This is a genomic window from Burkholderia sp. 22PA0099, assembly GCF_047497165.1.
Classification (GTDB): domain Bacteria; phylum Pseudomonadota; class Gammaproteobacteria; order Burkholderiales; family Burkholderiaceae; genus Burkholderia.
Genome location: NZ_CP163165.1, coordinates 3853632 through 3874937, shown reverse-complemented (window position 1 = coordinate 3874937; position 21306 = coordinate 3853632). Strand labels below are relative to the sequence as shown.

The following is a 21306-nucleotide window of genomic DNA, read 5'->3' as shown; positions in this document are numbered from 1 at the left end:
GCCGCGGGTGGCGGCGCGGGTCGGTCGGACGGAGGGGCGGCACATACCGCGCCGGATGGGCGGCGGCGGTGGCTTCCGGAGCGTGGTGCGGCGGGCGGCGCGCCGTGAGGAGCTTGCCGTGTGCGGCCCGGGCGCGTCAATCGGTCAGAAATGCGTGCGGTGGGCGATGGGGCGGCCACCGCGTTGGCGAATTATCGGCCCGGCGGATGGGCGGGGGATGACAAGGATTGTCAAATTGATGCAGTGGCGTGAGGTGCGGCGGGCGGAGAACGGCGCAGCGGGCCGAGCGGCCCGATTTCCGAATCCGCCGGGAAGCAGCGTCACCCCCCCGCTTCCACCGGGCACCGCACCGCCACCGGATTCACCCCCCCGCTCTTCGACGCAGCCGGCGCCGGCGCGGCCGCCATCGCGCGCACGCCCACCGCGATGCGCCCGGCCAGCTCGCCGATCGCCTTGCGGTGGCCGCCCACCAGCGCGTCATAGCCCGCGCCGACCGGCTCGACCAGCGCGGTGCGGCAGGTCATCACCGATTGCGTGCTCAACGAACGCACGCTCCACACGGCGTCGATCGCGGCCTTGCTGTCGGGCCAGGATTCGAAACGCTGCACATCCACGCTGACGCGATACACCGGCACGCCCGGCGGCACGGCCGAATCGGCCACGTCGATGGTGTCGAGGCGGCGCGTCAGCGCACCCGACAGCGCGCGACGAATTTCGTCGGCCGGCGTCGAGGCCCAGCGGTGTTCCTCGAGCACGTCCACGTGCGCGTCGCCGCGCTGCACGACGAGCTGCGGCTTGGCGACCTGCTCGGGCACGTTGACGGCCGGCACCTGGATCAGAAACGCCGGATTGGCCGGCATCGCGCGGCCGGCGCTCAGCTTGCCGGCGTCGCCCGACAACGTGTAGAAGTGCGCGCTCGGCGAGGCGCAGCCGGTGGCCAGCGCGACGCCGGTGGCGGCGGCCAGGGCGGCCAGCGCCTTCAGGCCGGCGCGCGCGGCGCGGCGAGTCGGACGGGGCGTGGATGCGCTCATTTCTGGTCTCCGGGTTTGCCGCGGAGCAGCGATTCGGGATGGCGCTCCATGTAGTCGGCGAGGTTGTTCAGCGATTGCAGCGTGCGCGTCAGCTCCTTCAGCGCGCCGCGCACGTCCGATTGCAGCGGCGAATCCTGCTGCAGCGTGGCCTCGGCCGTCGTGAACGTCTGCTTGGCCGCCGACAGCGTGTCGCGCGCCTGCGGCGCGACCTGCGTGTCGAGCTGCTGGAACAGCGTGTCGGCGTGCTTGAGCGCGTCGTTGAGGTTGTTGCCGATCTGGTCGAACGGGATCTTGTCGAGCTTCTTGGCGATGTCGGCCACCTGCAGTTGCAGCTCGTCGAGCGTGTTCGGCACGGTCGGCAGTTCCACCGGCTTGCGGTTCAGGTCGACCTTGGCCGGCGCGGCCTTCGGGAAGAAGTCGAGCGCCACGTAGAGCTGGCTGGTCAGCAGGTTGCCGGTGCGCAACTGGCCGCGCAGCCCGTGCTCGACCAGGCGCGTCAGGATCTCGCGCTGGCCCGCCTCGCCCTGCTTGGCCACCAGTTCGCGGAAGGTCTTGCCGAGCCGCTCCGGATAGATGTTCATGGTGACCGGCATCATGAAGTTCTTGGCCTTCGGGTCGTAGTCGATCGCGATGTTCGTGACGTTGCCGAGCACGATGCCGCGGAAATCGACCGGCGCGCCCACCGACAGCCCGCGCAGCGACTGGTTGAAGTTCATCACCACCGCCACCGGCTGGCCGTCCGGATCGCGCATCGCATCGGCTTCGTCCGAGCCGAGCCGGAACGTCGCGCCGTTGCGCACCGTGCTGCCGGCCGTCTGGTTCGGCGGCGACTGGAACGCGAGGCCGCCGAGAATCACCGTCGCGAGCGACTGCGTGTTGAGCTTGAAGCCGCTCGAATCGAGGCGCAGGTCCACGCCGCTTGCCTGCCACCAGCGCGAGTTCGAGCCGACGTACTGGTCGTACGGCGCATTGACGAACACGTTGAAGGTCACGCCCGTGCCGTCCTTGTCGAGCGAGAAGCCCACCACCTGGCCGACCTGCACGCGCCGGTAATAGACGGGCGAGCCGATGTCGACCGAGCCGAGCGAATCGCCGTGCAGCACATAGGAACTGCCTTTTTCGTCGCCCGTGACGGGCGGCGGCGTTTCGAGGCCGGTGAAATCGGTCTGCGAATCGGGCGAGCGGCCCGCATCCACGCCGATGTAGGCGCCCGACAGCAGCGTGCCGAGGCCCGACACGCCGCTCACGCCAACGCGCGGCCGCACCACCCAGAAGCGCGTGCCCTTGACGGCGAAATCCTCGGCTTCCTTCTTGAGCTGCACGTTGACGAGCACGTGCGAGAAATCCTTCGAGAGCTTGATGGTCTTGACCGTGCCGATCTCGACGTCCTTGTATTTCACCTGGGTCTTGCCCGGCTCCAGCCCTTCCGCGTTGCGGAAGCTGATGGTGACCTCGGGGCCGCGGTCGAATACCGATTTGACCACCAGCCCGATGCCGATCAGCGCGGCGACCAGCGGCACCAGCCACACCAGCGACGGCAGCCAGCCGGTGCGGCGCGCGACGACGGCGTCCGGCAGGTCGAGCGGGTTGGGGGGCGTGGAGGGCGCCTCGTTCGGGTCGTGTTGCGGGCCTTGCGGACTATTCATGGTGTTTTCCAGAGGTGACGACGTAGTCCCAGATCAGGCGCGGGTCGAACTGCATCGAGGCGAGCATGGTGAGGATCACCACCGAGCCGAACGCGATCGCGCCGGGGCCGGCGGTGATCTCGGCGAGCGAGCGGAAGTGGACGAGCGCGACCGTCAGCGTGACGACGAAGATGTCGAGCATCGACCAGCGGCCGATCCGCTCGACGATCCGGTACAACCGGGTGCGCTGTATCGGCCGCCAGCTCGAACGGCGCTGCGCCGTGATGACGAGGATGGTCAGTGCGCCGAGCTTGAGCATCGGCACTAGGATGCTGGCGACGAACACCACCAGCGCCAGCGGCCAGTCGCCCGAGGTCCAGAAATAGACGACCCCGCTCATGATGGTGTCTTCCTGCGAGCCGACGATCGAGGCCGTGCGCATGATCGGCAACAGGTTCGCGGGAATATACAGGATCGCGGCCGCGATCAGCAGCGCCCAGGTGCGCATCACGCTGTCGGGCGTGCGCAGATGCAGCGCGGTGCCGCAGCGCGCGCACGGCTCGGGCGGATGCGCAGCGGGGCGCTCGAGCTTCTGCACGTGGCCGCAGGTGTGGCAGCTCGCCATGCCCCGGCTGGCGGCGGTGGTGATCTTCATTGGCGCGGCACTCCGGCGTGAGCGTGTTCATGCGGGCCGGCGCGGCCTTTCGCCTGGCGGCGAGCGCGGATCTCGTCGGCGATGTCCCACAACGTGTGCGGATCGAACATCACCACCACGGCCAGCATCAGCGTCAGCGCGCCGAACGCGAACAGCGCGGCCTCCGGCACCACGCGGGCGAGGCTGACCATCTTCACGATCGTCACGAGGATGCCGAGCATGAACACCTCGATCATCCCCCACGGACGCACCAGGTGGATTGCCCGCATCACGGCGTTGAAGGCCGGCGGCACGGTGCCCGCGCGCAGCGCGAACAGCACGTAGAGCAGCGCGGACATTTCGATCAGCGGGAACAGCAGCGTCGAGCAGAATACGATCACCGCCACCACCTGCATGCCCTGGTCCCACAGCGCGCCGAGCGCGCCGACCAGGGTGGTCTGGACGCGCATGCCGTTGACGTCCATTTCGAGGATGGGAAAGGTCTGAGCGATCACGAAGGTGATCAGCGCGGTCAGCGTCAACGCGCAGATGCGTTCGAGATGGCTCGCCGTAGCGCGGTAGAGCAGGGCGTCGCAGCGTGGGCAGCGGGCCGCTTCTTTGCCGCTAAGCTGCGTTTTGTGCAACAGTGCGTCGCACTCGTGACAGGCAATCAGGTCGTTTGTTTCCATATTGGAAGCCGGTTGCGCGGCATTGCGAGGACGCGGGGGCAGGCGGGAAGCCGCGCCAATCTTACCAAAAGGGCATTTTCCCGGTGTCAAGGCCCGGTTACGGGAACGTAACGGCGCATTACGCCGGGTTGGCGACACCCTGCCCGATTCTGACTGGTTTGCCAGTTTTCAGTTGCATCGGGCGCCAGATTGTTGGGTTAGGATGGCGGCCTTGAATCCGTCGAATCTGCCGCCGAGGCAGGCGACGCTCCACCGTCATTCCCTGGGCTCCGACACATGGCATCGTCCCTCACGCTGAACCGGCCGGCCGCCTACACGCGCACCGCGATCGCGCTGCACTGGCTGATCGCCCTGCTGATCGTCTGCGGTTTCGCGCTCGGTTGGGTGATGACCGACATCCCCGGCTTCACGCCCACCAAGCTCAAGTATTTCTCGTGGCACAAGTGGATCGGCGTGACCGTGTTCGCGCTGGCCGTGATCCGCGTGCTGTGGCGCGCCACGCATGCCGCGCCGCCGTTGCCGGCCGGCACCTCGAAGCTGGTCACGGGCGTGGCGCACGCGGTGCACGGGCTGCTCTACGTGCTGATGCTGGCGATCCCGATCACCGGCTACCTGTACAGCTCGGCCTCGAACATCCCGGTCGTCTATCTCGGCCTGATCCCGCTGCCGCGCCTGATCGATCCCGATCCGGTGCTCAAGGAAACGCTGAAGACGCTCCACATCACGCTGAACTACACGCTGCTCGCGATTGTTGCGCTGCACGTATTGGGCGCGCTGAAGCACCAGATCGTCGATCGCGACGGCGTGCTGGCCCGCATGCTCCCGTTCCTCAAATAACAAAAGGAAAGCCATGAAGATCTCGTTCCATCGCACCGTGCTGGCGGCCGTGGCCGCCGCCGCGCTCGCCGTGTCGGGCAGCGCGCTCGCGCAGGTCGACGTCGCCAAGAGCAAGGTGTCGGCCGTCTCGAAGCAGATGAACGTGCCGACCGAAGGCGTGTTCAAGAAATTCAGCGCGAACCTGAAGTTCGATCCGGCCCACGCCGCGCAAGGCAGTGCGCAGGTCACGATCGACATCGCCAGCTTCGACCTCGGCGACAAGATGTACAACGACCAGGTGGCCGGCAAGGAATGGTTCGACGCGAAGGGCTTCCCGCAGGCGAGCTTCGTGTCGTCGTCGATCGCGCCCGCGGGCGGCAACAAGTACAACGTCGCCGGCAAGCTGACGATCAAGGGCAAGACCGAGGCCGTCACGGTGCCGGTCACCATCGCCGACAGCGGCAACACGCGCGTGTTCGACGGCGTGCTGCCGATCAAGCGCTCGACGTTCGAGATCGGCACGGGCGAGTGGAAGGACACCTCGATCGTGGCCGACGAAGTGCAGATCAAGTTTCATCTCGTCGCCGCCAAGTAAGGCCGGCGAATCGCATCCGGAAGCCGCAACTCGCTGTGGCGTCCGTTCAACGTTAGTTAGGAGAATGAATTGAACAAGACCCTGATGATGGCTGCGGGCGCACTCGCCGCAGCGCTGTCGATCCCGGCGATGGCCGCACCGGTGACGTACCAGCTCGACCCGAGCCACACGTACCCGAGCTTCGAGACCGACCACTTCGGCGGCCTGTCGGTCTGGCGCGGCAAGTTCGACACGTCGAGCGGCACGGTCACGATCGACAAGGAAGCCAAGACGGGCTCGGTTGAAGTCACGACCAAGATCGCCTCGATCCACACCGGCAGCGCCAAGCTCGACGAGCACGTCCAGACGGCCGAGTTCTTCGACGCCGCCCAGTACCCGGACGCGACGTTCAAGGGCGACCTGAAGTTCAAGGGCGACAAGCCGGTGGCCGCCGTCGGCACGCTGACGATGCACGGCGTGACCAAGCCGCTGACCCTGAAGATCGATTCGTTCAAGTGCATGCAGCACCCGATGCTCAAGCGCGAAGTGTGCGGCGTGGACGCCGTCGGCGTGTTCAACCGCGACGAATTCGGCCTCGACTACGGCAAGGCCTACGGCTTCAAGATGCAGACGAAGCTGCTGATCACGGCGGAAGGCGTGGCGCAGTAAGCGTTTCGGTTTCCTGCAGAAAAAACCGCCGCAATCCGGGAACGGGTGCGGCGGTTTTTGTTTTGTGGCGAGCGCACAGGCGCATGAAGATGGCCGACTCACAGCGCTTGTCCCCAGGCGCCTGTGCAAAAGCGCTGTGCGAGCGGAATCCATTCCCCGTCGCGGCAGCCGAACGACGCGCGCCGCCTGCGCAAATACCCGGCGCGCTTCGGCCTCGACTGGGAGCAGGCGAGGGCGGACGCCTGAACCCGGACGTTCGCCCACCGCGCGCAGACGAAAAAAACCGGCCAGGGCGGCCGGTTTTTTCATGCAGCGCGAGCACGGTGAGGATCAGACCTGTGCGCCCGCGTTCGGGTCGCCCGGATCGTGCGCACTCTTCTTGTCGCGGATCAGATCCTCGCGGCGGATGCCGAGCCACATGGCCAGCGAGCCGGCCACGAACACCGACGAGTAGATGCCGAACATGATGCCGACCGTCAGCGCCAGCGCGAAGTAATGCAGCGTCGGGCCGCCGAAGAAGAACATCGACAGCACCATCATTTCGGTCGACGTGTGGGTGATGATCGTGCGCGACATCGTGCTGGTGATGGCGTGGTTGATCACTTCCTGCACGGTCATCTTGCGTTCGCGGCGGAACGTCTCGCGGATCCGGTCGAAAATCACCACCGATTCGTTGACCGAGTAGCCGAGCACCGCGAGCACGGCGGCCAGCACCGACAACGAGAACTCCCACTGGAAGAACGCGAAGAAGCCGAGAATGATCACCACGTCGTGCAGGTTGGCGATGATGCCCGCCACCGCGTATTTCCACTCGAAACGGAACGACAGGTAGATCACGATGCCGATCACCACGCAGGCCAGCGCGAGCAGGCCGTCGGTGGCGAGTTCCTTGCCGACCTGCGGGCCGACGAACTCCACGCGCTGCAACTGCACGTCGGGGTTCTGCGCCTTCAGGCCCGCCATCACCTGATCGCTCTGCTGCGCCGAGGTCAGGCCCGACTTCAGCGCGAGGCGGATCAGCACGTTGCGCGAGGTGCCGAAGCTCTGCACCTGCGCGTCGCTGTAGCCGAGCTTGCCGAGCGTGGCGCGCACCGGTTCGAGTTCGGCGGCTTGCTGGTACTGCACTTCGAGCACCGTGCCGCCGGTGAATTCGACCGACAGGTGCAGGCCGCGATGCACGAGGAAGAACACGGCGGCCAGGAACGTCACGAGCGAAACCACGTTGAAGATCAACGCGTGCCGCATGAACGGGATGTCTTTACGGATGCGGAAAAATTCCATGTACGTTCTCCGGCGCTTAGTTGGAGGAGCCGGGCGTCTTCGGCGGCACGCCGGGGCCGGTGCGGCGACGCGCCACCGGCTTGGCATTGCCGCGCGCAGCACCCTGCTTGGCGCCTTGCTTCGAGGCCTTGGCCGACGACCCGGCGACGGCCTTGGCCGTGTCGGTGTCGGCGTCCTGCTCGAGGATCGGCAGGCCGGCGGCTTCGGCGGCCGGCGCCTTCCAGACCTGGCCGATCGCTACCGACTTGAGCTTCTTGCGGCCGCCGTACCAGAGGTTCACGAGGCCGCGCGAGAAGAACACGGCCGAGAACATCGAGGTCAGGATGCCGATACAGTGCACGATCGCGAACGCGCGGACCGGGCCGGAACCGAACGCGAGCAGTGCCAGACCGGCGATCAGGGTGGTCACGTTCGAGTCGAGAATGGTCGCCCAGGCGTGCGCGTAGCCTTGCTGGATCGCCACTTGAGGCGCCGCACCGCCGCGCAGTTCCTCGCGAATCCGCTCGTTGATCAGCACGTTCGAGTCGATCGCCATGCCGAGCGCGAGCGCGATGGCGGCGATGCCGGGCAGCGTGAGCGTGGCCTGCATCATCGACAGCGCAGCCACCAGCAGCAGCAGGTTCAGCGACAGGCCGATCACCGACACCACGCCGAACAGCATGTAGTACAGCACCATGAACACCGCGATCGCGACGAAGCCCCACACCACCGAGTGCACGCCCATGCGGATGTTGTCGGCGCCGAGGCTCGGGCCGATCGTGCGTTCCTCGATGATGTCCATCGGCGCGGCCAGCGAACCGGCGCGCAGCAGCAGCGCGAGGTCGGTGGCGGCCTGCGAGGTGGGCTGGCCGGTGATCTGGAAGCGGTCGCCGAGTTCGGACTGGATCGTCGCGACCGTCAGCACCTCGCCCTTGCCCTTCTCGAACAGCACCATCGCCATCGGCTTGCCGATGTTCTCGCGCGACACGTCGCGCACCGAGCGGCCACCGGCGGCGTCGAGGCGGATGTTGACGGACGGGCGCTGGTGATCGTCGAAGCCGGCCGACGCGTCGATGATGCGGTCGCCGGTGAAGATCACCTGCTTGCGCAGCAGCACCGGCGCCTGCGCGCCTTGCGTGAACAGCTCGTCGCCCGGCGGCACCGGGTCGGTGGGGTTCGGATGGAGGTTGACCGGATCGGCGAGGCGCGCTTCGAGCGTGGCCGTGCGGCCGATGATGTCCTTCGCCTTGGCCGTGTCCTGCACGCCCGGCAGCTCGACCACGATGCGATCCTTGCCTTGCTGCTGGAGGATCGGCTCGGACACGCCGAGTTCGTTGACGCGGTTGTGGAGCGTGGTCAGGTTCTGCTTGAGCGCGGCGTCTTCCACCGCGGCCTGCACGGCCGGCGAGAACGTGCCGACCACCTGGTAACCGCCGCCGCCCGGCTGGGTGGCCCATTGCAGTTCGGTGATCGAACCCGTCAGCAGGCGACGCGCCTGTTCGGCGGTGTCCTGGTCGGCGAAATTCGCCACGACCGACAGGTCGACGCGGTTCACGCCGCCGTCGCGCACGCCCTTGTCGCGCAATTGCGTGCGCGCGTCGGTGGCATCCGAATCGAGCTTCTTGGTCAGCGCGCCGTTCATGTCCACCTGCAACAGGAAGTGCACGCCGCCGCGCAGATCGAGGCCGAGGTACATCGGCAGCGCGTGCAGGGCGGTCAGCCAGCGCGGCGAGGCGCTTTGCAGGTTCAGGGCGACGACGTACTGCGGATCGCTCGGGTCGCTGTTGAGCGCCGTCTGCAAGAGATCCTTGACGCGAAGCTGGGTGTCGGTGTCCTTCAGGCGCACGCGGATGTTCGCGTTGCTCGCCGAATTGTCGAAGGTGATGTCGTCCGGCGTGATCTTTGCGCCCGCGAGGGCGGTCTGCACATCGGACAGCGTGCCCGTGTCGATCTTGACCGTGGCCTTGCCGCTCGACACCTGCACCGCCGGCGCTTCGCCGTAGAAGTTGGGCAATGTGTACAGAAGGCCGATCGCGAGCGCGACGACCATCACGACATATTTCCAGATTGGGTAACGATTCATGAGGGGGCCGAACGGGAAAGTTGGCTTGAAAAGCGTCGCGTCCGGCCGCCGTGCCGCCCGCGCTTCATGACGCGGGCCGGCCCGGATGCCGGACGCTCGGGGTACCTCTTACAGCGACTTGATCGTGCCCTTCGGCAGGATCGTCGTCACGGCCGACTTCTGCACCGTGATCTCGGTGCCTTCCGACACTTCGACGCCGACATAGGCTTCGCCGACCTTCGTGACCTTGCCGACCAGGCCGCCGTTCGTCACGACCTCGTCGCCCTTGGCCATGGCCGAGAGCATGTTGCGATGCTCTTTCTGTCGCTTCATCTGCGGACGAATCATGATGAAGTAGAGCACCGCGAACATCAGGACGAGCGGCAGAAAGCTCATCAGGCTCGATTCGGCGCCACCGCCGGTACCCTGCGCGAATGCATTGGAAATGAACGACACCTTGGTCTCTCCGTTGGGGAAAATCAGAAAAATAGCCGGGTATTCTACCACCGGCGAAAACCGCGACATCACAGCAAATGCGCTTTCGGATCAAGCAATTAAGCTGAATCAGGGCGCGTGAGCGTGTTTTGCGAAAGGCGATTGTAATGTGCCGGTCGGGCGATGCGTGCGAAAAATGCAATCCCGAAGGATCGCCGCGGCGTTCGACACCGGTGTGACGAACGCCGCGCGCGACGCATTTCGGGCCGCGCGGCCGCCCCGGCGCCCCTGCCGGCGCTACTCGCGCTGCTCGACGCCGCGCGCCCGATCGGCCGCGAAACGGGCGCGAAACGCGTCGAACGTGCCGGTTTCGATCGCTTCGCGAATCTCGCTCATCAGCGTCAGGTAGTAATGCAGGTTGTGGATCGTGTTCAACTGCGCGCCGAGGATTTCGCCGACGCGGTGCAGGTGGTGCAGGTAGCCGCGCGTGAAATTTCGGCAGGTGTAGCACGTGCAGCTTTCGTCGAGCGGCTTCAGCGAATGCTTGTGGGTGGCGTTGCGGATCTTCACGTCGCCGAAGCGCGTGAACAGCCAGCCGTTGCGCGCATTGCGGGTGGGCATCACGCAGTCGAACATGTCGATGCCGTTCGCCACGCCCTCCACGAGATCTTCCGGCGTGCCCACGCCCATCAGGTAATGCGGCTTGTGCGCCGGCAGCTTCGGGCCGGTGTGCCGCAGCACGCGCATCATGTCTTCCTTCGGCTCGCCGACCGACAGCCCGCCGATCGCATAGCCGTGGAAATCGAGCTCGGCCAGGCCGGCCAGCGATTCGTCGCGCAGATCCTCGAACATGCCGCCCTGCACGATGCCGAACAGCGCGTTCGGGTTGCCGAGCGCATTGAATTCGTTCAGCGAGCGCTTGGCCCAGCGCATCGACATGCGCATCGATTCGGCCGCTTCCTTGTGGGTGGTCGGCACGTTGTCGGTGGCGTACGGCGTGCATTCGTCGAACTGCATGACGACGTCCGAATTCAGCACCTTCTGGATCTGCATCGACACTTCCGGCGACAGGAACAGCTTGTCGCCGTTGATCGGCGACGCGAACGTTACGCCGTCCTCGGTGATCTTGCGCAGATCGCCCAGCGAGAACACCTGGAAGCCGCCCGAATCGGTCAGGATCGGCTTGTTCCAGCCCATGAAGCGGTGCAGGCCGCCGTGCGCGGCGATCGTTTCCAGGCCCGGGCGCAGCCACAGGTGGAACGTGTTGCCGAGGATGATCTGCGCGTGCATCTCGTGCAGCTCGCGCGGCTGCACCGCCTTCACGGTGCCGTAGGTGCCCACCGGCATGAAGATCGGCGTCTCGACCACGCCGTGGTTCAGCGTGACGCGGCCGCGGCGGGCGTGGCCGTCGGTGGCGAGCAGTTCGAATTCGAGCCCGTTCTCGGGCGGGACGTGCGATTGCACGGGTTCCGGTTGGCGATCGGTCATCGCGGGACTCCTTGGCTACCGAAGAACAGTTCGGCGCGCGTTAGCGGCGCCGCGGCGGAATGCGCCACGGCGAATTTTCATGAGGAAAGGCAGGCTTATTCGGGCTCGCGGCGCGTCAGCAGCATCGCGTCGCCGTAGCTGAAGAAGCGGTAACGCTCGGCGATCGCGTGGCGGTACACCTCGCGGATCGTCTCGACGCCCGCGAACGCCGACACCAGCATCAGCAGCGTCGACTTCGGCAGGTGGAAATTCGTCACGAGCCGGTCCACCACGCGGAAGCGGTAGCCGGGCGTGATGAAGATGTCGGTTTCGGCGCGGGTGGCCGCGAGCGGGCGGCCCGCGGCTTCGGCGTCGCGCGCGGCCGCTTCGAGCGCGCGCATCGAGGTGGTGCCGACCGCGATCACGCGGCCGCCGCGTGCACGCGTGGCGGCGATCTGCGCGACCAGCGCGTCGGTCAGTTCGTACCACTCGCTGTGCATCTTGTGCTCGGCGATAGCGTCGACGCGCACCGGCTGGAACGTGCCCGCGCCCACGTGCAGCGTGAGCGTGGCGGTTTCCACGCCGCGCGCGCGCAGCGTGGCGAGCAGCGCGTCGTCGAAATGCAGGCCGGCGGTGGGCGCGGCGACCGCGCCCGGGTTGCTGGCGAACACGGTCTGGTAACGCGTTTCGTCGGTCGCGTCGGGATCGTGCTCGATATACGGCGGCAGCGGCAGGCGGCCGTGCTGCTCGATCAGCGTCAGGCAATCCTCGGGGAAGTGCAGCGTGAAGAACGGCTCGACGCGCTCGCCGACGGTGACGTCGAACGCCTCGGCCAGCCGCAGCGTGGTGCCGGTCACGGGGCTCTTGCTGGCGCGGATCTGCGCCAGCGCCGTGCGCGGGCCGGTGATGCGCTCGACCAGCACCTCGATGCGGCCGCCGCTGGCCTTCTGGCCGAAGAAGCGGGCCTTCAGCACCTTGGTGTCGTTGAACACGAGCAGGTCGCCCGCGCCGATGCAGTCGGGCAGCTCGGTGAAGCGGCGGTCGGTGAGGCGCGCCGGGCTGGCGCTGCCGTCCACCTCGAGCAGGCGGCTCGCGCTGCGCTCGGCGAGCGCCGTTTGCGCGATCAGCTCGGGCGGCAGATCGAAATCGAAATCGGAAAGCTTGAACATGAGAAATGGGGGCGAAGCGGCGCGAGAGCCGCGTCATCGCCGACGCGAGCCGCTATGATGGCGGGGTCGCGCGGCTCGCGGGCACCGCCCGGTCGGGCGACGTCAAAGCCGTTATTGTACTTGCTTGTCCCTTGCGAAATCCCGATCCGATGCCTGTACCCGCCCGCCGCTCCGTTTCCGTCGATGCCGCCGCCGATGCCGATTCCGGCAATCCGCCCACGCACGACGAGGCGCAGCCCGCGCCGCGCGCCCGCACGCCACGGCGCGGCGCCGACGGGCGGCTCGCCGCACCGGCCGTCGCGGCGGCCGACATGGGGCGCGCCGAGGCCGGCGAAACCGAGGAAATCGGCCCATCCGCCAATGGCGACGCCGCATCACCGCCGGCCCGGCGCGGGCGCAAGAAGGCCGTGCCGGCCGATGGCGATGCGGGCGAACCCGGCGATACGGGCAACGCCGCGGACGGCAAACCCGCCAAGGGCGCCAAGGCCGCCAAGGCCGCGCCGAAGCTCGTCAAGACCGCCGACAAGCTCGCCAAGCTCGGCCTCACGCGCTCGATCGATCTCGTGCTGCATCTGCCGATGCGTTATGAGGATGAAACCACGCTGACGCCGATCCGCGAACTGCTGCCCGGCGAGATCGCGCAGACCGAAGGCGTGGTGTACGACAACGAGGTCGCGTTCCGGCCGCGCCGCCAGTTGCTGGTGCGCCTGCGCGACGACGACGGCGACGAGCTGGTGCTGCGCTTCCTCAATTTCTACGGCTCGCAGGTCAAGCAGATGGCGGTCGGCCAGCGGCTGCGCGTGCGCGGCGACATCCGCGGCGGCTTCTTCGGGCTGGAGATCGTGCATCCAGCGGTGCGCGTGGTCGACGAGGACACGCCGCTGCTGCAGGTGCTCACGCCGGTCTATCCGAGCACGGCCGGGGTGTCGCAGGCCTACCTGCGCAAGGCGATCGACAACGCGCTCACGCGCACGCCGCTGCCCGAGCTGCTGCCGCCCGACGTCGAGGCCGCGTACCTGCGGCCGCTCGGCGTGCCGGCGCTGGCCGAGGCGGTGCGCCAGTTGCATCACCCCGGCGTCGAATCGGACGAAACGGCGCTGATCGACGGCACGCATCCGGCCTGGACCCGCATCAAGTTCGACGAACTGCTCGCGCAGCAGTTGTCGCTCAAGCGCGCCCACGAGGAGCGCCGCACGCGCGCGGCGCCCGCCATGCCGCGCAGCACCTCCGCCGATGCCGGTTCGCTGGTCGCGCGCTTGCTGGCGGCGCTGCCGTTCTCGCTGACGCAGGCGCAAACGCGCGTGGTCGACGAAATCGCCACCGATCTGACCATGCCGCACCCGATGTCGCGGCTGCTGCAGGGCGACGTCGGCAGCGGCAAGACGGTGGTCGCGGCGCTGGCCGCCGCGCAGGCGATCGACGCCGGCTACCAGGCCGCGCTGATGGCGCCGACCGAAATCCTGGCCGAGCAGCACGCGCGCAAGCTGCGTGGCTGGCTCGAACCGCTCGGCGTGACGGTGGCATGGCTGGCCGGCAGCCTGAAGGCGAAGGAGAAGCGTTCGGCGATCGAGGCGGCGGCGCTCGGCACCGCGCAGCTCGTGATCGGCACCCACGCGATCATCCAGGACACCGTCGAATTCAAGCGGCTCGGCCTCGTGATCGTCGACGAACAGCACCGCTTCGGCGTGGCGCAGCGGCTTGCTTTGCGCGCCAAGGCCGGCGGCCCGGCCGGCTTCCAGCCGCATCAGTTGATGATGTCGGCCACGCCGATCCCGCGCACGCTGGCGATGACCTATTACGCCGATCTCGAAGTGTCGACCATCGACGAGTTGCCGCCCGGCCGCACGCCGATCGTCACCAAGCTGGTGGCCGACGCGCGCCGGGCGGAGGTGATCGGCCGCGTGAGCGACGCGGCGCTCGGCGGGCGGCAGGTGTACTGGGTCTGCCCGCTGATCGAGGAGAGCGAGACGCTGCAGTTGCAGACGGCCGTCGAGACCTACGAGACGCTCGCGGCGGCGCTGCCCGGCATCAACGTCGGGCTGGTGCATGGCAGGTTGTCGCCGCTGGAGAAGGCCACCGTGATGGAGGCGTTCTCGCGTAACGAGGTGCAGTTGCTGGTGGCGACCACGGTGATCGAAGTGGGGGTGGATGTGCCGAATGCATCGCTGATGGTGATCGAGCACGCCGAGCGTTTCGGCCTGGCGCAATTGCACCAGTTGCGCGGCCGGGTCGGGCGCGGCACGGCGGCGTCGGCCTGCGTGCTGATGTACAGTGGCCCGCTGTCGATCGCCGGCCGCGCGCGGCTCAAGACCATGCGCGAAACCAACGACGGCTTCGAGATCGCCCGCCGCGATCTCGAAATTCGCGGCCCCGGCGAATTCCTCGGGGCGCGGCAATCGGGCGCGGCCATGCTGCGCTTCGCCGACCTGGAACTCGACGGTTGGCTGATCGACCCGGCACGCGAAGCGGCGGCTGCACTGATCGCGCATTATCCCGATGTCGTCACGCAGCATCTCGCGCGCTGGCTCGGCGCCCGCGAGCAATTCCTGAAGGCCTGACGTTCACCTGAAATCCTCCCGGTATGCGCCGAACCAGGCTGGCCGGCTTCGTTTCCCGCCGGCATTAAATGGGGCGTGAGCTATTGCCGCGAAGAACGCTGGCGAAACCGCGCTATCCGGTGTATAAATTAAAACTATCGTTTGCATCCCCGTGATTGACCTAAATGACGCTTACTGAACTGAAGTACATCGTCGCCGTCGCCCGCGAGCGGCATTTCGGCCGTGCGGCCGAAGCGTGCTTCGTGAGCCAGCCGACGCTGTCGGTTGCGATCAAGAAGCTCGAAGACGAGCTGAACGTGCAGATTTTCGAGCGCGGCGCGAGCGAAGTGAGCGTGACGCCGATCGGCGACCAGATCGTCACGCAAGCGCAGCGCGTGCTCGAACAGACCTTTGCCATCAAGGAAATCGCCAAGCAGGGCAAGGACCCGCTGGTCGGTCCGTTCCGGCTTGGCGTGATCTACACGATCGGGCCGTACCTGCTGCCCACGCTGGTCAAGCAGATGATCCACCGTGTGCCGCAGATGCCGCTGATGCTGCAGGAGAACTACACGCTGAAGCTGCTCGAATTGCTCAAGCAGGGCGAGATCGACGCGGCCATCATGGCGCTGCCGTTCCCCGAAACGGGCCTGATGGTGCGTCCGCTGTACGACGAGCCGTTCGTGGTCGCGCTGCCGTCGAGCCATCCGTGGTCGAAGCGCCGCAAGATCGACGCCGCCGACCTCAAGCAGGAAACCATGCTGCTGCTCGGCAACGGCCATTGCTTCCGCGATCACGTGCTCGGCGTGTGCCCCGAGCTGATGCACTTCTCGCAAACCGCCGACGGCATCCAGAAGACCTTCGAAGGCTCGTCGCTGGAAACCATCCGCCACATGGTCGCGAGCGGGGTGGGCATCACGGTGCTGCCGCGCATGTCGGTGGGCGAAGTGGGGCCGCTGGCCAACAACTCCGATTCGGATCTGCTGTCCTACGTGCCGTTCGACGAGCCGGTGCCCGATCGCCGCGTGGTGCTGGTGTGGCGCAAGAGCTTCACGCGGATGCCGGCCATCGACGCGATCAGCGAGGCGATCACCGCCTGTTCCCTGCCGGGCGTGGCCAAGCTCGACATGCCCGCCACGCTGAACTGAGCGGCAGGGCGGGTGGCGTGAACTGACCGGGGTGCGGCTTGCCCCGGTTTTGTTTTGCCTATCATTTATATAAATTCTATTGAATTTACTGATTCGATAGCGTTCCGTAGGATGGCATGCATGGGCTGGCGCAACGGCGATCGATTCGCCGTATGGGCCGGCCCGGACCGGATCACCGGTCTTTCGCATTCCGCTTGCCGAACCCCGGAGCCGCCATGAACCGAATCTCGCAACAGATCGACGCCGAACGCACGGCCCATCGCGCGCGTGTGCTGTTCCGGCAGCTTCGCCCGCTGGCCGTTGCGTATTTCGCCGGCCGCCTGCTCGGCGCCTGAGCCCAACCCGATTTCCGATTCGAAGGAGAACTCATCATGCAGATCGCCCGTCCCGTTTCCGCGCCTGCCGTCGCCGTTACCGCCGTCGTCAACCGCGCGGCCACCTCGGCCTTTCGCCAGACCTTCGGTTTCGCCATCACGTTCGCCGGCGTGCTGACGCTCGCGGCACAGGCGATGGCTCATCTGAACGGCGCCTGAGCGCGGTGCGGAGCGCCCGAGGCCTGCCGCGCCATCCGTCCCCGTGCAGCGATCTACGCTACACTGAGCCGCGCTCGGGGGCGCTCGTTTCAGGCAGGACAAGCGGGTGATCCCGAGGCGTTTCAAGCCGGTTCAACTCATCGACAAGGAGTCAGCAACATGGCCAAAAAAGGCAACGCAACGCAGATCAACATCGGCATCGGCGACAAGGACCGCAAGAAGATTGCGGACGGCCTGTCGCGGCTGCTGGCCGATACGTTTTCGCTGTACCTGAAGACCCATTATTTCCACTGGAACGTGACCGGGCCGATGTTCAACACGCTGCACCTGATGTTCGAGGAGCAGTACAACGAACTCTGGCTCGCGGTGGATGCCGTGGCCGAACGGATCCGCACGCTGGGCGTGGTGGCGCCGGGCACCTACGGCGATTTCGCGAAGCTGACGGTGGTGCCGGAAGCCTCGGGCGTGCCGGCTGCGGAAGAGATGATCCGCCAGCTCGTGGAAGGGCACGAAGCCGTCACGCGCACCGCGCGCGAGATCTTCCCCGATGCCGATTCGGCCCGCGACGAGCCGACCGCCGACCTGCTGACGCAACGCATGCAGATCCACGAAAAGACCGCCTGGATGCTGCGCTCGCTGCTGCAATAAGCCGGCGCGGTGGTTCGCGCGGCACGAGGCCTCCCGCATCGGCGGGAGGTTTTTTTTCGTCCGCGCGCGGCAAGCCACGGAGGGTCGCTCGCGCGGGCCGGCCGCCGTCGCGCGTTACAATGCCGCCATCGTTTTCGCGGCGGAATTCCGACATGTTTGCCCGTTTCCCCCTCTATCTGCGCCTCGTCCGGATGGACAAGCCGATCGGCAGCCTGCTGCTGCTGTGGCCCACGCTGAACGCGTTGTGGATCGCCTCGGGCGGTCGTCCCACGCTCTCGCTGCTCGCGATCTTCATCGTCGGCACCTTGCTGATGCGCTCGGCAGGCTGCGCGGTCAACGATTACGCCGACCGCGATTTCGACCGCCACGTGAAGCGCACCGTCGACCGGCCGCTGACCTCGGGCAAGATCCAGGCATGGGAGGCGATCGCGATCGCCGTGGTGCTCGCGCTGCTGGCGTTCCTGCTGATCCTGCCGCTCAACGGCCTGACCAAGGGGCTGTCGGTGGTGGCCGTGTTCGTGGCCGGCAGCTATCCGTTCATGAAGCGCTTCTTCGCGATTCCGCAGGCCTATCTCGGCATCGCGTTCGGCTTCGGCATTCCGATGGCGTTCGCGGCCGTGCAGGACACGGTGCCCCCGATCGCCTGGGTCATGCTGATCGCCAATGTGTTCTGGTCGGTGGCCTACGACACGGCCTACGCGATGGTCGATCGCGACGACGACCTGCGCATCGGCATGCGCACCTCCGCGATCACGTTCGGTCAGTACGACGTGATCGCGATCATGTTCTGCTATGCGGCGATGTTCGCGATCTACGTGTGGATCGGCATGGTCGAGCATTTCGGGCCGGTGTTCTGGCTCGGCTGGGCGGCGGCAGTGGGCTGCGCCGTCTACCACTACACGCTGATCAAGGATCGCGACCGCATGAAGTGCTTCGCTGCGTTCCGCCACAACAACTGGCTCGGCGGTGCGCTGTTCGTGGGCATCGCGCTGCATTACGCGCTGGCCGGCGCCTGAGCCCGGCCGCGCACCGCAGCCGCCATGAAAAAAGCGACCGTCGAGGTCGCTTTTTTGTTGATGGCGCCCGTTCGGGCTTCGGGCGTCAGGCCTGGCCCAGTTCGTCACCGAGTTCCTTGGCGCGCGCATCGGCGGCCAGCACGCCGCGCACGATCGCATCCTTCAGTTGCTGGGCGTCGAACGCGGCCAGCGCGGCGGCGGTCGTGCCGCCCTTCGAGGTCACGCGCTCGCGCAGCACGCCGGCCGGCTCGCCCGATTGCGCGGCCAGTTGCGCGGCGCCGGTGAAGGTGGCCACGGCCAGCGCGCGGCCCTGCTCGTCGTTCATGCCGAGTTGGCGCGCGGCTTCCTGCAGCGCCTCGATGAAATAGAACACGTAGGCCGGGCCGCTGCCCGAGATCGCGGTGACGGCGTCGAGCTTCGATTCATCGTCGAACCACACGGTGTCGCCCACCGCGCCGAGCACGGCCGAGGCCAGCTCGCGGCCGGCCGCATCGACGCCGGGCAGCGCCGCCAGGCCCGTCACGCCCATCCCGACCAGGGCCGGCGTGTTCGGCATGGTGCGCACGATGCGCGTGTTGCCGCCGAGCCAGCGCGACAGATCGGTGGCGCGGATGCCGGCCGCGATGCTGATCACGAGCGCGCGGCCCGCGTGCGGCGCGAGCGCCTTCGCGACATCGTTCAGCACCTGCGGCTTGACCGCCAGCACGATCGCGTCGTAGCCGGCCAGCGTGGCGTCGATCGCCTCGCCGGTCTGCACGCCCGAGGTGTCGCGCAGGCGCTGGCGGGTGCTGTCGTTGGGGTCGATCACGTAGATGTCGCCGGGAGCCGCGGTGCCGCGCTTGACGATCCCGCCGATCAGCGCGGCCGCCATGTTGCCGCCGCCGATGAATGCAATTTTCATGATGAGTGCGAGTGAGGAAAGATTCGGAAGCTCAGGCGGCGCGCGGCGTGGAATAGTCGCGCGCGCCGAAGATCGCGGTGCCGACGCGCACCAGCGTGGCGCCTTCGAGCACGGCCGCCTCGAGGTCGGCCGACATGCCCATCGACAACGTATCGAGCGCCAGCCCGCCCGCGTTCAGCGTGTCGAACAGTTCGCGCAGCCGCCGGTGCGGCGCGCGCTGCGCGTCGAGATCGCCGGCCGGCTCGGGAATCGCCATCAGCCCGCGCAGCCGCAGCGACGGCAGCGCCGCCACCGCGCGCGCGAGCGCGGCCGCCTCGGCCGGCTCGACGCCGCTCTTGCTGGCCTCGCCGCTGACGTTGACCTGCACGCACACGTTCAGCGGCGGCAGGTGCGCGGGCCGCTGCTCGGCCAGCCGTTGCGCGATCTTCAGGCGGTCGACCGAATGCACCCAGTCGAACTGCTCGGCCACCGGGCGCGTCTTGTTCGATTGCAGCGGGCCGATGAAATGCCATTCGAGCGTGTCGCGCAGCGCGGCGAGCGCGGCGATCTTGTCGAGCGACTCCTGCACGTAGTTTTCGCCGAACGCGCGCTGGCCGGCCGCGTGCGCGTCGCGCACGGCGTCGGCGGGGAAGGTCTTGGACACTGCGAGCAGCGCCACGTCGCCGGGCGCGCGCCCGGCGGAGCGGGCCGCGTCGTCGATGCGGCGGTGAACGGAAGCGAGGCTGGCGGCGAGATCGGACATACGCGGCGGAAGACGGACGAAGAGGCGGACGAAGGCGTACGAACAGCGCAAACGGAAACGATGCGGTGCCGCCCGGAGGCGACGCGGTCTCATTATACGGACCGCGCCGCGGGCGCAGGCGTCAGTCGTCGATCAACTGCTCGACGAGCTGGATCCAGTGCATGACGGGCGTGCTGGTGCCGCTTTGCAGATGCGAGATGCAGCCGACGTTGCCCGACACGATCAGGTGCGCATCGAGCTCGCCGAGCCGGGCGAGCTTGCGGCGGCGCAGTTTGTAGGACAGCGAGGGTTGGGTCAGCGAATAGGTGCCGGCCGATCCGCAGCACAGGTGGCTGTCGGTCGGCACGCGCAGGTCCACGCCGAGCGCGCCGAGCAGCCGCTCGACCTTGCCGCGCGATTGCTGGCCGTGCTGGAGCGTGCAGGGCGGGTGATAGGCGACAGGCTGCATGCCGCGCCGTTTCGCGAGCGCGACGAGCCGCGCCTCGAAGCCGGCCAGCAATTCGGAGATGTCGTGCGTCAGCTCGACCACGCGCCGCGCCTTGTCGGCATAGGCCGGATCGTCGCGCAGCAGGTGCGCGTAGTCGAGCACGGTCGCGCCGCAGCCGCTCGCGTTCATGACGATCGCCTCGGCGCCGGCCTCGATGGCGGGCCACCACGCGTCGATGTTGCGGCGCGCGTCGGCCCGCGCCTCGTCGCGGTAGTTCAGGTGCAGCCGGATCGCGCCGCAGCAGCCGGCTTCGGGCGCAACCACGGTTTCGATGCCGAGTGCGTCGAGCACGCGCGCCGTGGCGATGTTGACGTTCGGCATCATGCTGGGTTGCACGCAGCCGGCCAGCATCAACATCTTGCGCGGATGCCGCGCGGTGGGCCACGCGAGCGGCCGCGTGCGCAGCGGCACCTTGTCGCGCAACTGGCGCGGCAACAGCGGGCGGATCTGCTGGCCGAGCCGCATGGCCGGCCCGAACAACGCGCCGTTCGGCACGAAGCTCGCGAGCGCGCGCCGCATCAGGCGCTGCGACAGCGTGCGCGGCACGCGTGTTTCGAGTTGCTGGCGGCCGATTTCGACGAGCCGCCCGTATTGCACGCCCGACGGGCAGGTGCTTTCGCAACTGCGGCAGGTCAGGCAGCGGTCGAGATGCTGCTGGGTGCTGCGCGTGACGGGCGCGCCTTCCAGCATCTGCTTGATCAGGTAGATGCGCCCGCGCGGGCCGTCGAGTTCGTCGCCGAGCAGTTGATAGGTCGGGCAGGTCGCCGTGCAGAAGCCGCAATGCACGCACTTGCGCAGGATCGATTCGGCTTCGTCGCCATCGGGCGTGCCGCGAATGAAATCGGCGAGATTCGTCTGCATGAGCG

At 67.4% G+C, this 21306-nt stretch carries 21 protein-coding genes; 9 read left to right on the top strand and 12 right to left on the bottom strand.

The features are described from left to right. Window positions 1-320: 320 nt before the first annotated feature. Genes AB4851_RS32535 through AB4851_RS32520 form a run of 4 tightly spaced genes read right to left on the bottom strand, consistent with a single transcriptional unit; the run spans window position 321 to window position 3979 of the window. Window positions 321-1031 (bottom strand): membrane integrity-associated transporter subunit PqiC, encoded by a 711-nt coding sequence (locus AB4851_RS32535; RefSeq protein WP_414450326.1) that lies wholly within the window; start codon window positions 1029-1031, stop codon window positions 321-323. After that, window positions 1028-2677, bottom strand: a complete 1650-nt coding sequence (locus AB4851_RS32530) for an intermembrane transport protein PqiB (RefSeq protein WP_414450325.1) — start codon at window positions 2675-2677, stop codon at window positions 1028-1030. The genes AB4851_RS32535 and AB4851_RS32530 overlap by 4 nt, the downstream gene beginning before the upstream one ends. Further along, a complete protein-coding gene (locus AB4851_RS32525; RefSeq protein ID WP_414450324.1) occupies window positions 2670-3311 on the bottom strand; it encodes a paraquat-inducible protein A in 642 nt (213 codons plus the stop codon). Before AB4851_RS32525 ends, AB4851_RS32530 begins: the two co-directional genes overlap by 8 nt. After that, window positions 3308-3979, bottom strand: a complete 672-nt coding sequence (locus tag AB4851_RS32520; RefSeq protein ID WP_414451999.1) for a paraquat-inducible protein A — start codon at window positions 3977-3979, stop codon at window positions 3308-3310. Before AB4851_RS32520 ends, AB4851_RS32525 begins: the two co-directional genes overlap by 4 nt. A 276-nt stretch (window positions 3980-4255) precedes the next feature. Between AB4851_RS32520 and AB4851_RS32515 the strand changes: the two genes are divergently transcribed. The 3 genes from AB4851_RS32515 (at window position 4256) to AB4851_RS32505 (ending at window position 6038) form a co-directional block, all read left to right on the top strand. Beyond that, window positions 4256-4816 carry a cytochrome b gene (locus AB4851_RS32515; protein WP_414443960.1) on the top strand — a complete coding sequence of 187 codons (561 nt, stop codon included), beginning with the start codon at window positions 4256-4258 and terminating at the stop codon, window positions 4814-4816. A 13-nt stretch (window positions 4817-4829) separates the two neighbouring features. Beyond that, window positions 4830-5390, top strand: a complete 561-nt coding sequence (locus tag AB4851_RS32510) for a YceI family protein (protein ID WP_414443961.1) — start codon at window positions 4830-4832, stop codon at window positions 5388-5390. Between the two features lie 69 nt (window positions 5391-5459). After that, on the top strand, window positions 5460-6038 hold the full coding sequence (locus AB4851_RS32505) for a YceI family protein (RefSeq protein ID WP_414443962.1): 579 nt from the start codon (window positions 5460-5462) through the stop codon (window positions 6036-6038). A gap of 330 nt (window positions 6039-6368) precedes the next feature. Here the strand turns inward: AB4851_RS32505 and secF are convergent, their stop codons facing one another. The 3 genes from secF to yajC all read right to left on the bottom strand — a co-directional run bounded on the left by secF (window position 6369) and on the right by yajC (window position 9816). Next, the gene (gene secF / locus AB4851_RS32500) at window positions 6369-7319 is read right to left on the bottom strand and encodes a protein translocase subunit SecF (RefSeq protein WP_414450323.1); all 951 of its coding nucleotides are present in this window, start codon (window positions 7317-7319) and stop codon (window positions 6369-6371) included. Between the two features lie 16 nt (window positions 7320-7335). Beyond that, window positions 7336-9381, bottom strand: a complete 2046-nt coding sequence (gene secD / locus AB4851_RS32495) for a protein translocase subunit SecD (protein ID WP_414450322.1) — start codon at window positions 9379-9381, stop codon at window positions 7336-7338. A gap of 108 nt (window positions 9382-9489) precedes the next feature. Beyond that, window positions 9490-9816 carry a preprotein translocase subunit YajC gene (gene yajC / locus AB4851_RS32490; RefSeq protein WP_414443965.1) on the bottom strand — a complete coding sequence of 109 codons (327 nt, stop codon included), beginning with the start codon at window positions 9814-9816 and terminating at the stop codon, window positions 9490-9492. Between yajC and AB4851_RS32485 the strand changes: the two genes are divergently transcribed. Next, window positions 9806-9937 carry a hypothetical protein gene (locus AB4851_RS32485; RefSeq protein ID WP_414450321.1) on the top strand — a complete coding sequence of 44 codons (132 nt, stop codon included), beginning with the start codon at window positions 9806-9808 and terminating at the stop codon, window positions 9935-9937. The two genes, yajC and AB4851_RS32485, sit on opposite strands and share 11 nt — an antisense overlap. Before the next feature lie 155 nt (window positions 9938-10092). Here the strand turns inward: AB4851_RS32485 and tgt are convergent, their stop codons facing one another. Both tgt and queA read right to left on the bottom strand, forming a co-directional pair. Further along, window positions 10093-11283 carry a tRNA guanosine(34) transglycosylase Tgt gene (gene tgt / locus AB4851_RS32480; protein ID WP_414443966.1) on the bottom strand — a complete coding sequence of 397 codons (1191 nt, stop codon included), beginning with the start codon at window positions 11281-11283 and terminating at the stop codon, window positions 10093-10095. A gap of 95 nt (window positions 11284-11378) precedes the next feature. Then, a complete protein-coding gene (gene queA, locus AB4851_RS32475; protein WP_414450320.1) occupies window positions 11379-12431 on the bottom strand; it encodes a tRNA preQ1(34) S-adenosylmethionine ribosyltransferase-isomerase QueA in 1053 nt (350 codons plus the stop codon). Window positions 12432-12580: 149 nt separating this feature from the next. Here queA and recG point away from each other — a divergent pair, with 149 nt between their 5' ends. From recG to ubiA, 5 genes are all read left to right on the top strand, one after another. Continuing rightward, window positions 12581-14989, top strand: a complete 2409-nt coding sequence (gene recG / locus AB4851_RS32470; RefSeq protein ID WP_414450319.1) for an ATP-dependent DNA helicase RecG — start codon at window positions 12581-12583, stop codon at window positions 14987-14989. A 164-nt stretch (window positions 14990-15153) separates the two neighbouring features. After that, window positions 15154-16113, top strand: a complete 960-nt coding sequence (locus AB4851_RS32465; RefSeq protein ID WP_414443969.1) for a hydrogen peroxide-inducible genes activator — start codon at window positions 15154-15156, stop codon at window positions 16111-16113. A gap of 371 nt (window positions 16114-16484) precedes the next feature. Then, complete coding sequence (locus tag AB4851_RS32460; protein ID WP_414450318.1) at window positions 16485-16646, top strand: hypothetical protein; 162 nt, start codon at window positions 16485-16487, stop codon at window positions 16644-16646. A gap of 159 nt (window positions 16647-16805) precedes the next feature. Further along, complete coding sequence (locus AB4851_RS32455; RefSeq protein ID WP_414443971.1) at window positions 16806-17294, top strand: Dps family protein; 489 nt, start codon at window positions 16806-16808, stop codon at window positions 17292-17294. A 152-nt stretch (window positions 17295-17446) separates the two neighbouring features. Next, window positions 17447-18310 carry a 4-hydroxybenzoate octaprenyltransferase gene (gene ubiA, locus AB4851_RS32450; RefSeq protein ID WP_414450317.1) on the top strand — a complete coding sequence of 288 codons (864 nt, stop codon included), beginning with the start codon at window positions 17447-17449 and terminating at the stop codon, window positions 18308-18310. Between the two features lie 85 nt (window positions 18311-18395). Here ubiA and proC read toward each other — a convergent pair whose 3' ends face one another. From proC to glcF, 3 genes are all read right to left on the bottom strand, one after another. Further along, window positions 18396-19211 carry a pyrroline-5-carboxylate reductase gene (gene proC, locus AB4851_RS32445; protein WP_414450316.1) on the bottom strand — a complete coding sequence of 272 codons (816 nt, stop codon included), beginning with the start codon at window positions 19209-19211 and terminating at the stop codon, window positions 18396-18398. 31 nt (window positions 19212-19242) lie between these two features. After that, window positions 19243-19953, bottom strand: a complete 711-nt coding sequence (locus tag AB4851_RS32440) for a YggS family pyridoxal phosphate-dependent enzyme (protein WP_414443974.1) — start codon at window positions 19951-19953, stop codon at window positions 19243-19245. Between the two features lie 121 nt (window positions 19954-20074). Then, entirely contained in the window at window positions 20075-21301 is a 1227-nt protein-coding gene (gene glcF, locus AB4851_RS32435; protein WP_414443975.1) for a glycolate oxidase subunit GlcF, read from the bottom strand. Window positions 21302-21306: the final 5 nt, after the last annotated feature.

Coding starts and splice junctions, on each gene's coding strand:
- AB4851_RS32520 (WP_414451999.1), bottom strand. CDS start 3,979: ATGGAAACAAACGACCTGATTGCCTGTCACGAGTGCGACGCACTGTTG.
- secF (WP_414450323.1), bottom strand. CDS start 7,319: ATGGAATTTTTCCGCATCCGTAAAGACATCCCGTTCATGCGGCACGCG.
- AB4851_RS32525 (WP_414450324.1), bottom strand. CDS start 3,311: ATGAAGATCACCACCGCCGCCAGCCGGGGCATGGCGAGCTGCCACACC.
- queA (WP_414450320.1), bottom strand. CDS start 12,431: ATGTTCAAGCTTTCCGATTTCGATTTCGATCTGCCGCCCGAGCTGATC.
- AB4851_RS32485 (WP_414450321.1), top strand. CDS start 9,806: ATGAACGACACCTTGGTCTCTCCGTTGGGGAAAATCAGAAAAATAGCC.
- AB4851_RS32530 (WP_414450325.1), bottom strand. CDS start 2,677: ATGAATAGTCCGCAAGGCCCGCAACACGACCCGAACGAGGCGCCCTCC.
- tgt (WP_414443966.1), bottom strand. CDS start 11,283: ATGACCGATCGCCAACCGGAACCCGTGCAATCGCACGTCCCGCCCGAG.
- AB4851_RS32455 (WP_414443971.1), top strand. CDS start 16,806: ATGGCCAAAAAAGGCAACGCAACGCAGATCAACATCGGCATCGGCGAC.
- recG (WP_414450319.1), top strand. CDS start 12,581: ATGCCTGTACCCGCCCGCCGCTCCGTTTCCGTCGATGCCGCCGCCGAT.
- AB4851_RS32460 (WP_414450318.1), top strand. CDS start 16,485: ATGCAGATCGCCCGTCCCGTTTCCGCGCCTGCCGTCGCCGTTACCGCC.
- AB4851_RS32515 (WP_414443960.1), top strand. CDS start 4,256: ATGGCATCGTCCCTCACGCTGAACCGGCCGGCCGCCTACACGCGCACC.
- secD (WP_414450322.1), bottom strand. CDS start 9,381: ATGAATCGTTACCCAATCTGGAAATATGTCGTGATGGTCGTCGCGCTC.
- AB4851_RS32440 (WP_414443974.1), bottom strand. CDS start 19,953: ATGTCCGATCTCGCCGCCAGCCTCGCTTCCGTTCACCGCCGCATCGAC.
- glcF (WP_414443975.1), bottom strand. CDS start 21,301: ATGCAGACGAATCTCGCCGATTTCATTCGCGGCACGCCCGATGGCGAC.
- AB4851_RS32465 (WP_414443969.1), top strand. CDS start 15,154: ATGACGCTTACTGAACTGAAGTACATCGTCGCCGTCGCCCGCGAGCGG.
- proC (WP_414450316.1), bottom strand. CDS start 19,211: ATGAAAATTGCATTCATCGGCGGCGGCAACATGGCGGCCGCGCTGATC.
- AB4851_RS32510 (WP_414443961.1), top strand. CDS start 4,830: ATGAAGATCTCGTTCCATCGCACCGTGCTGGCGGCCGTGGCCGCCGCC.
- ubiA (WP_414450317.1), top strand. CDS start 17,447: ATGTTTGCCCGTTTCCCCCTCTATCTGCGCCTCGTCCGGATGGACAAG.
- AB4851_RS32535 (WP_414450326.1), bottom strand. CDS start 1,031: ATGAGCGCATCCACGCCCCGTCCGACTCGCCGCGCCGCGCGCGCCGGC.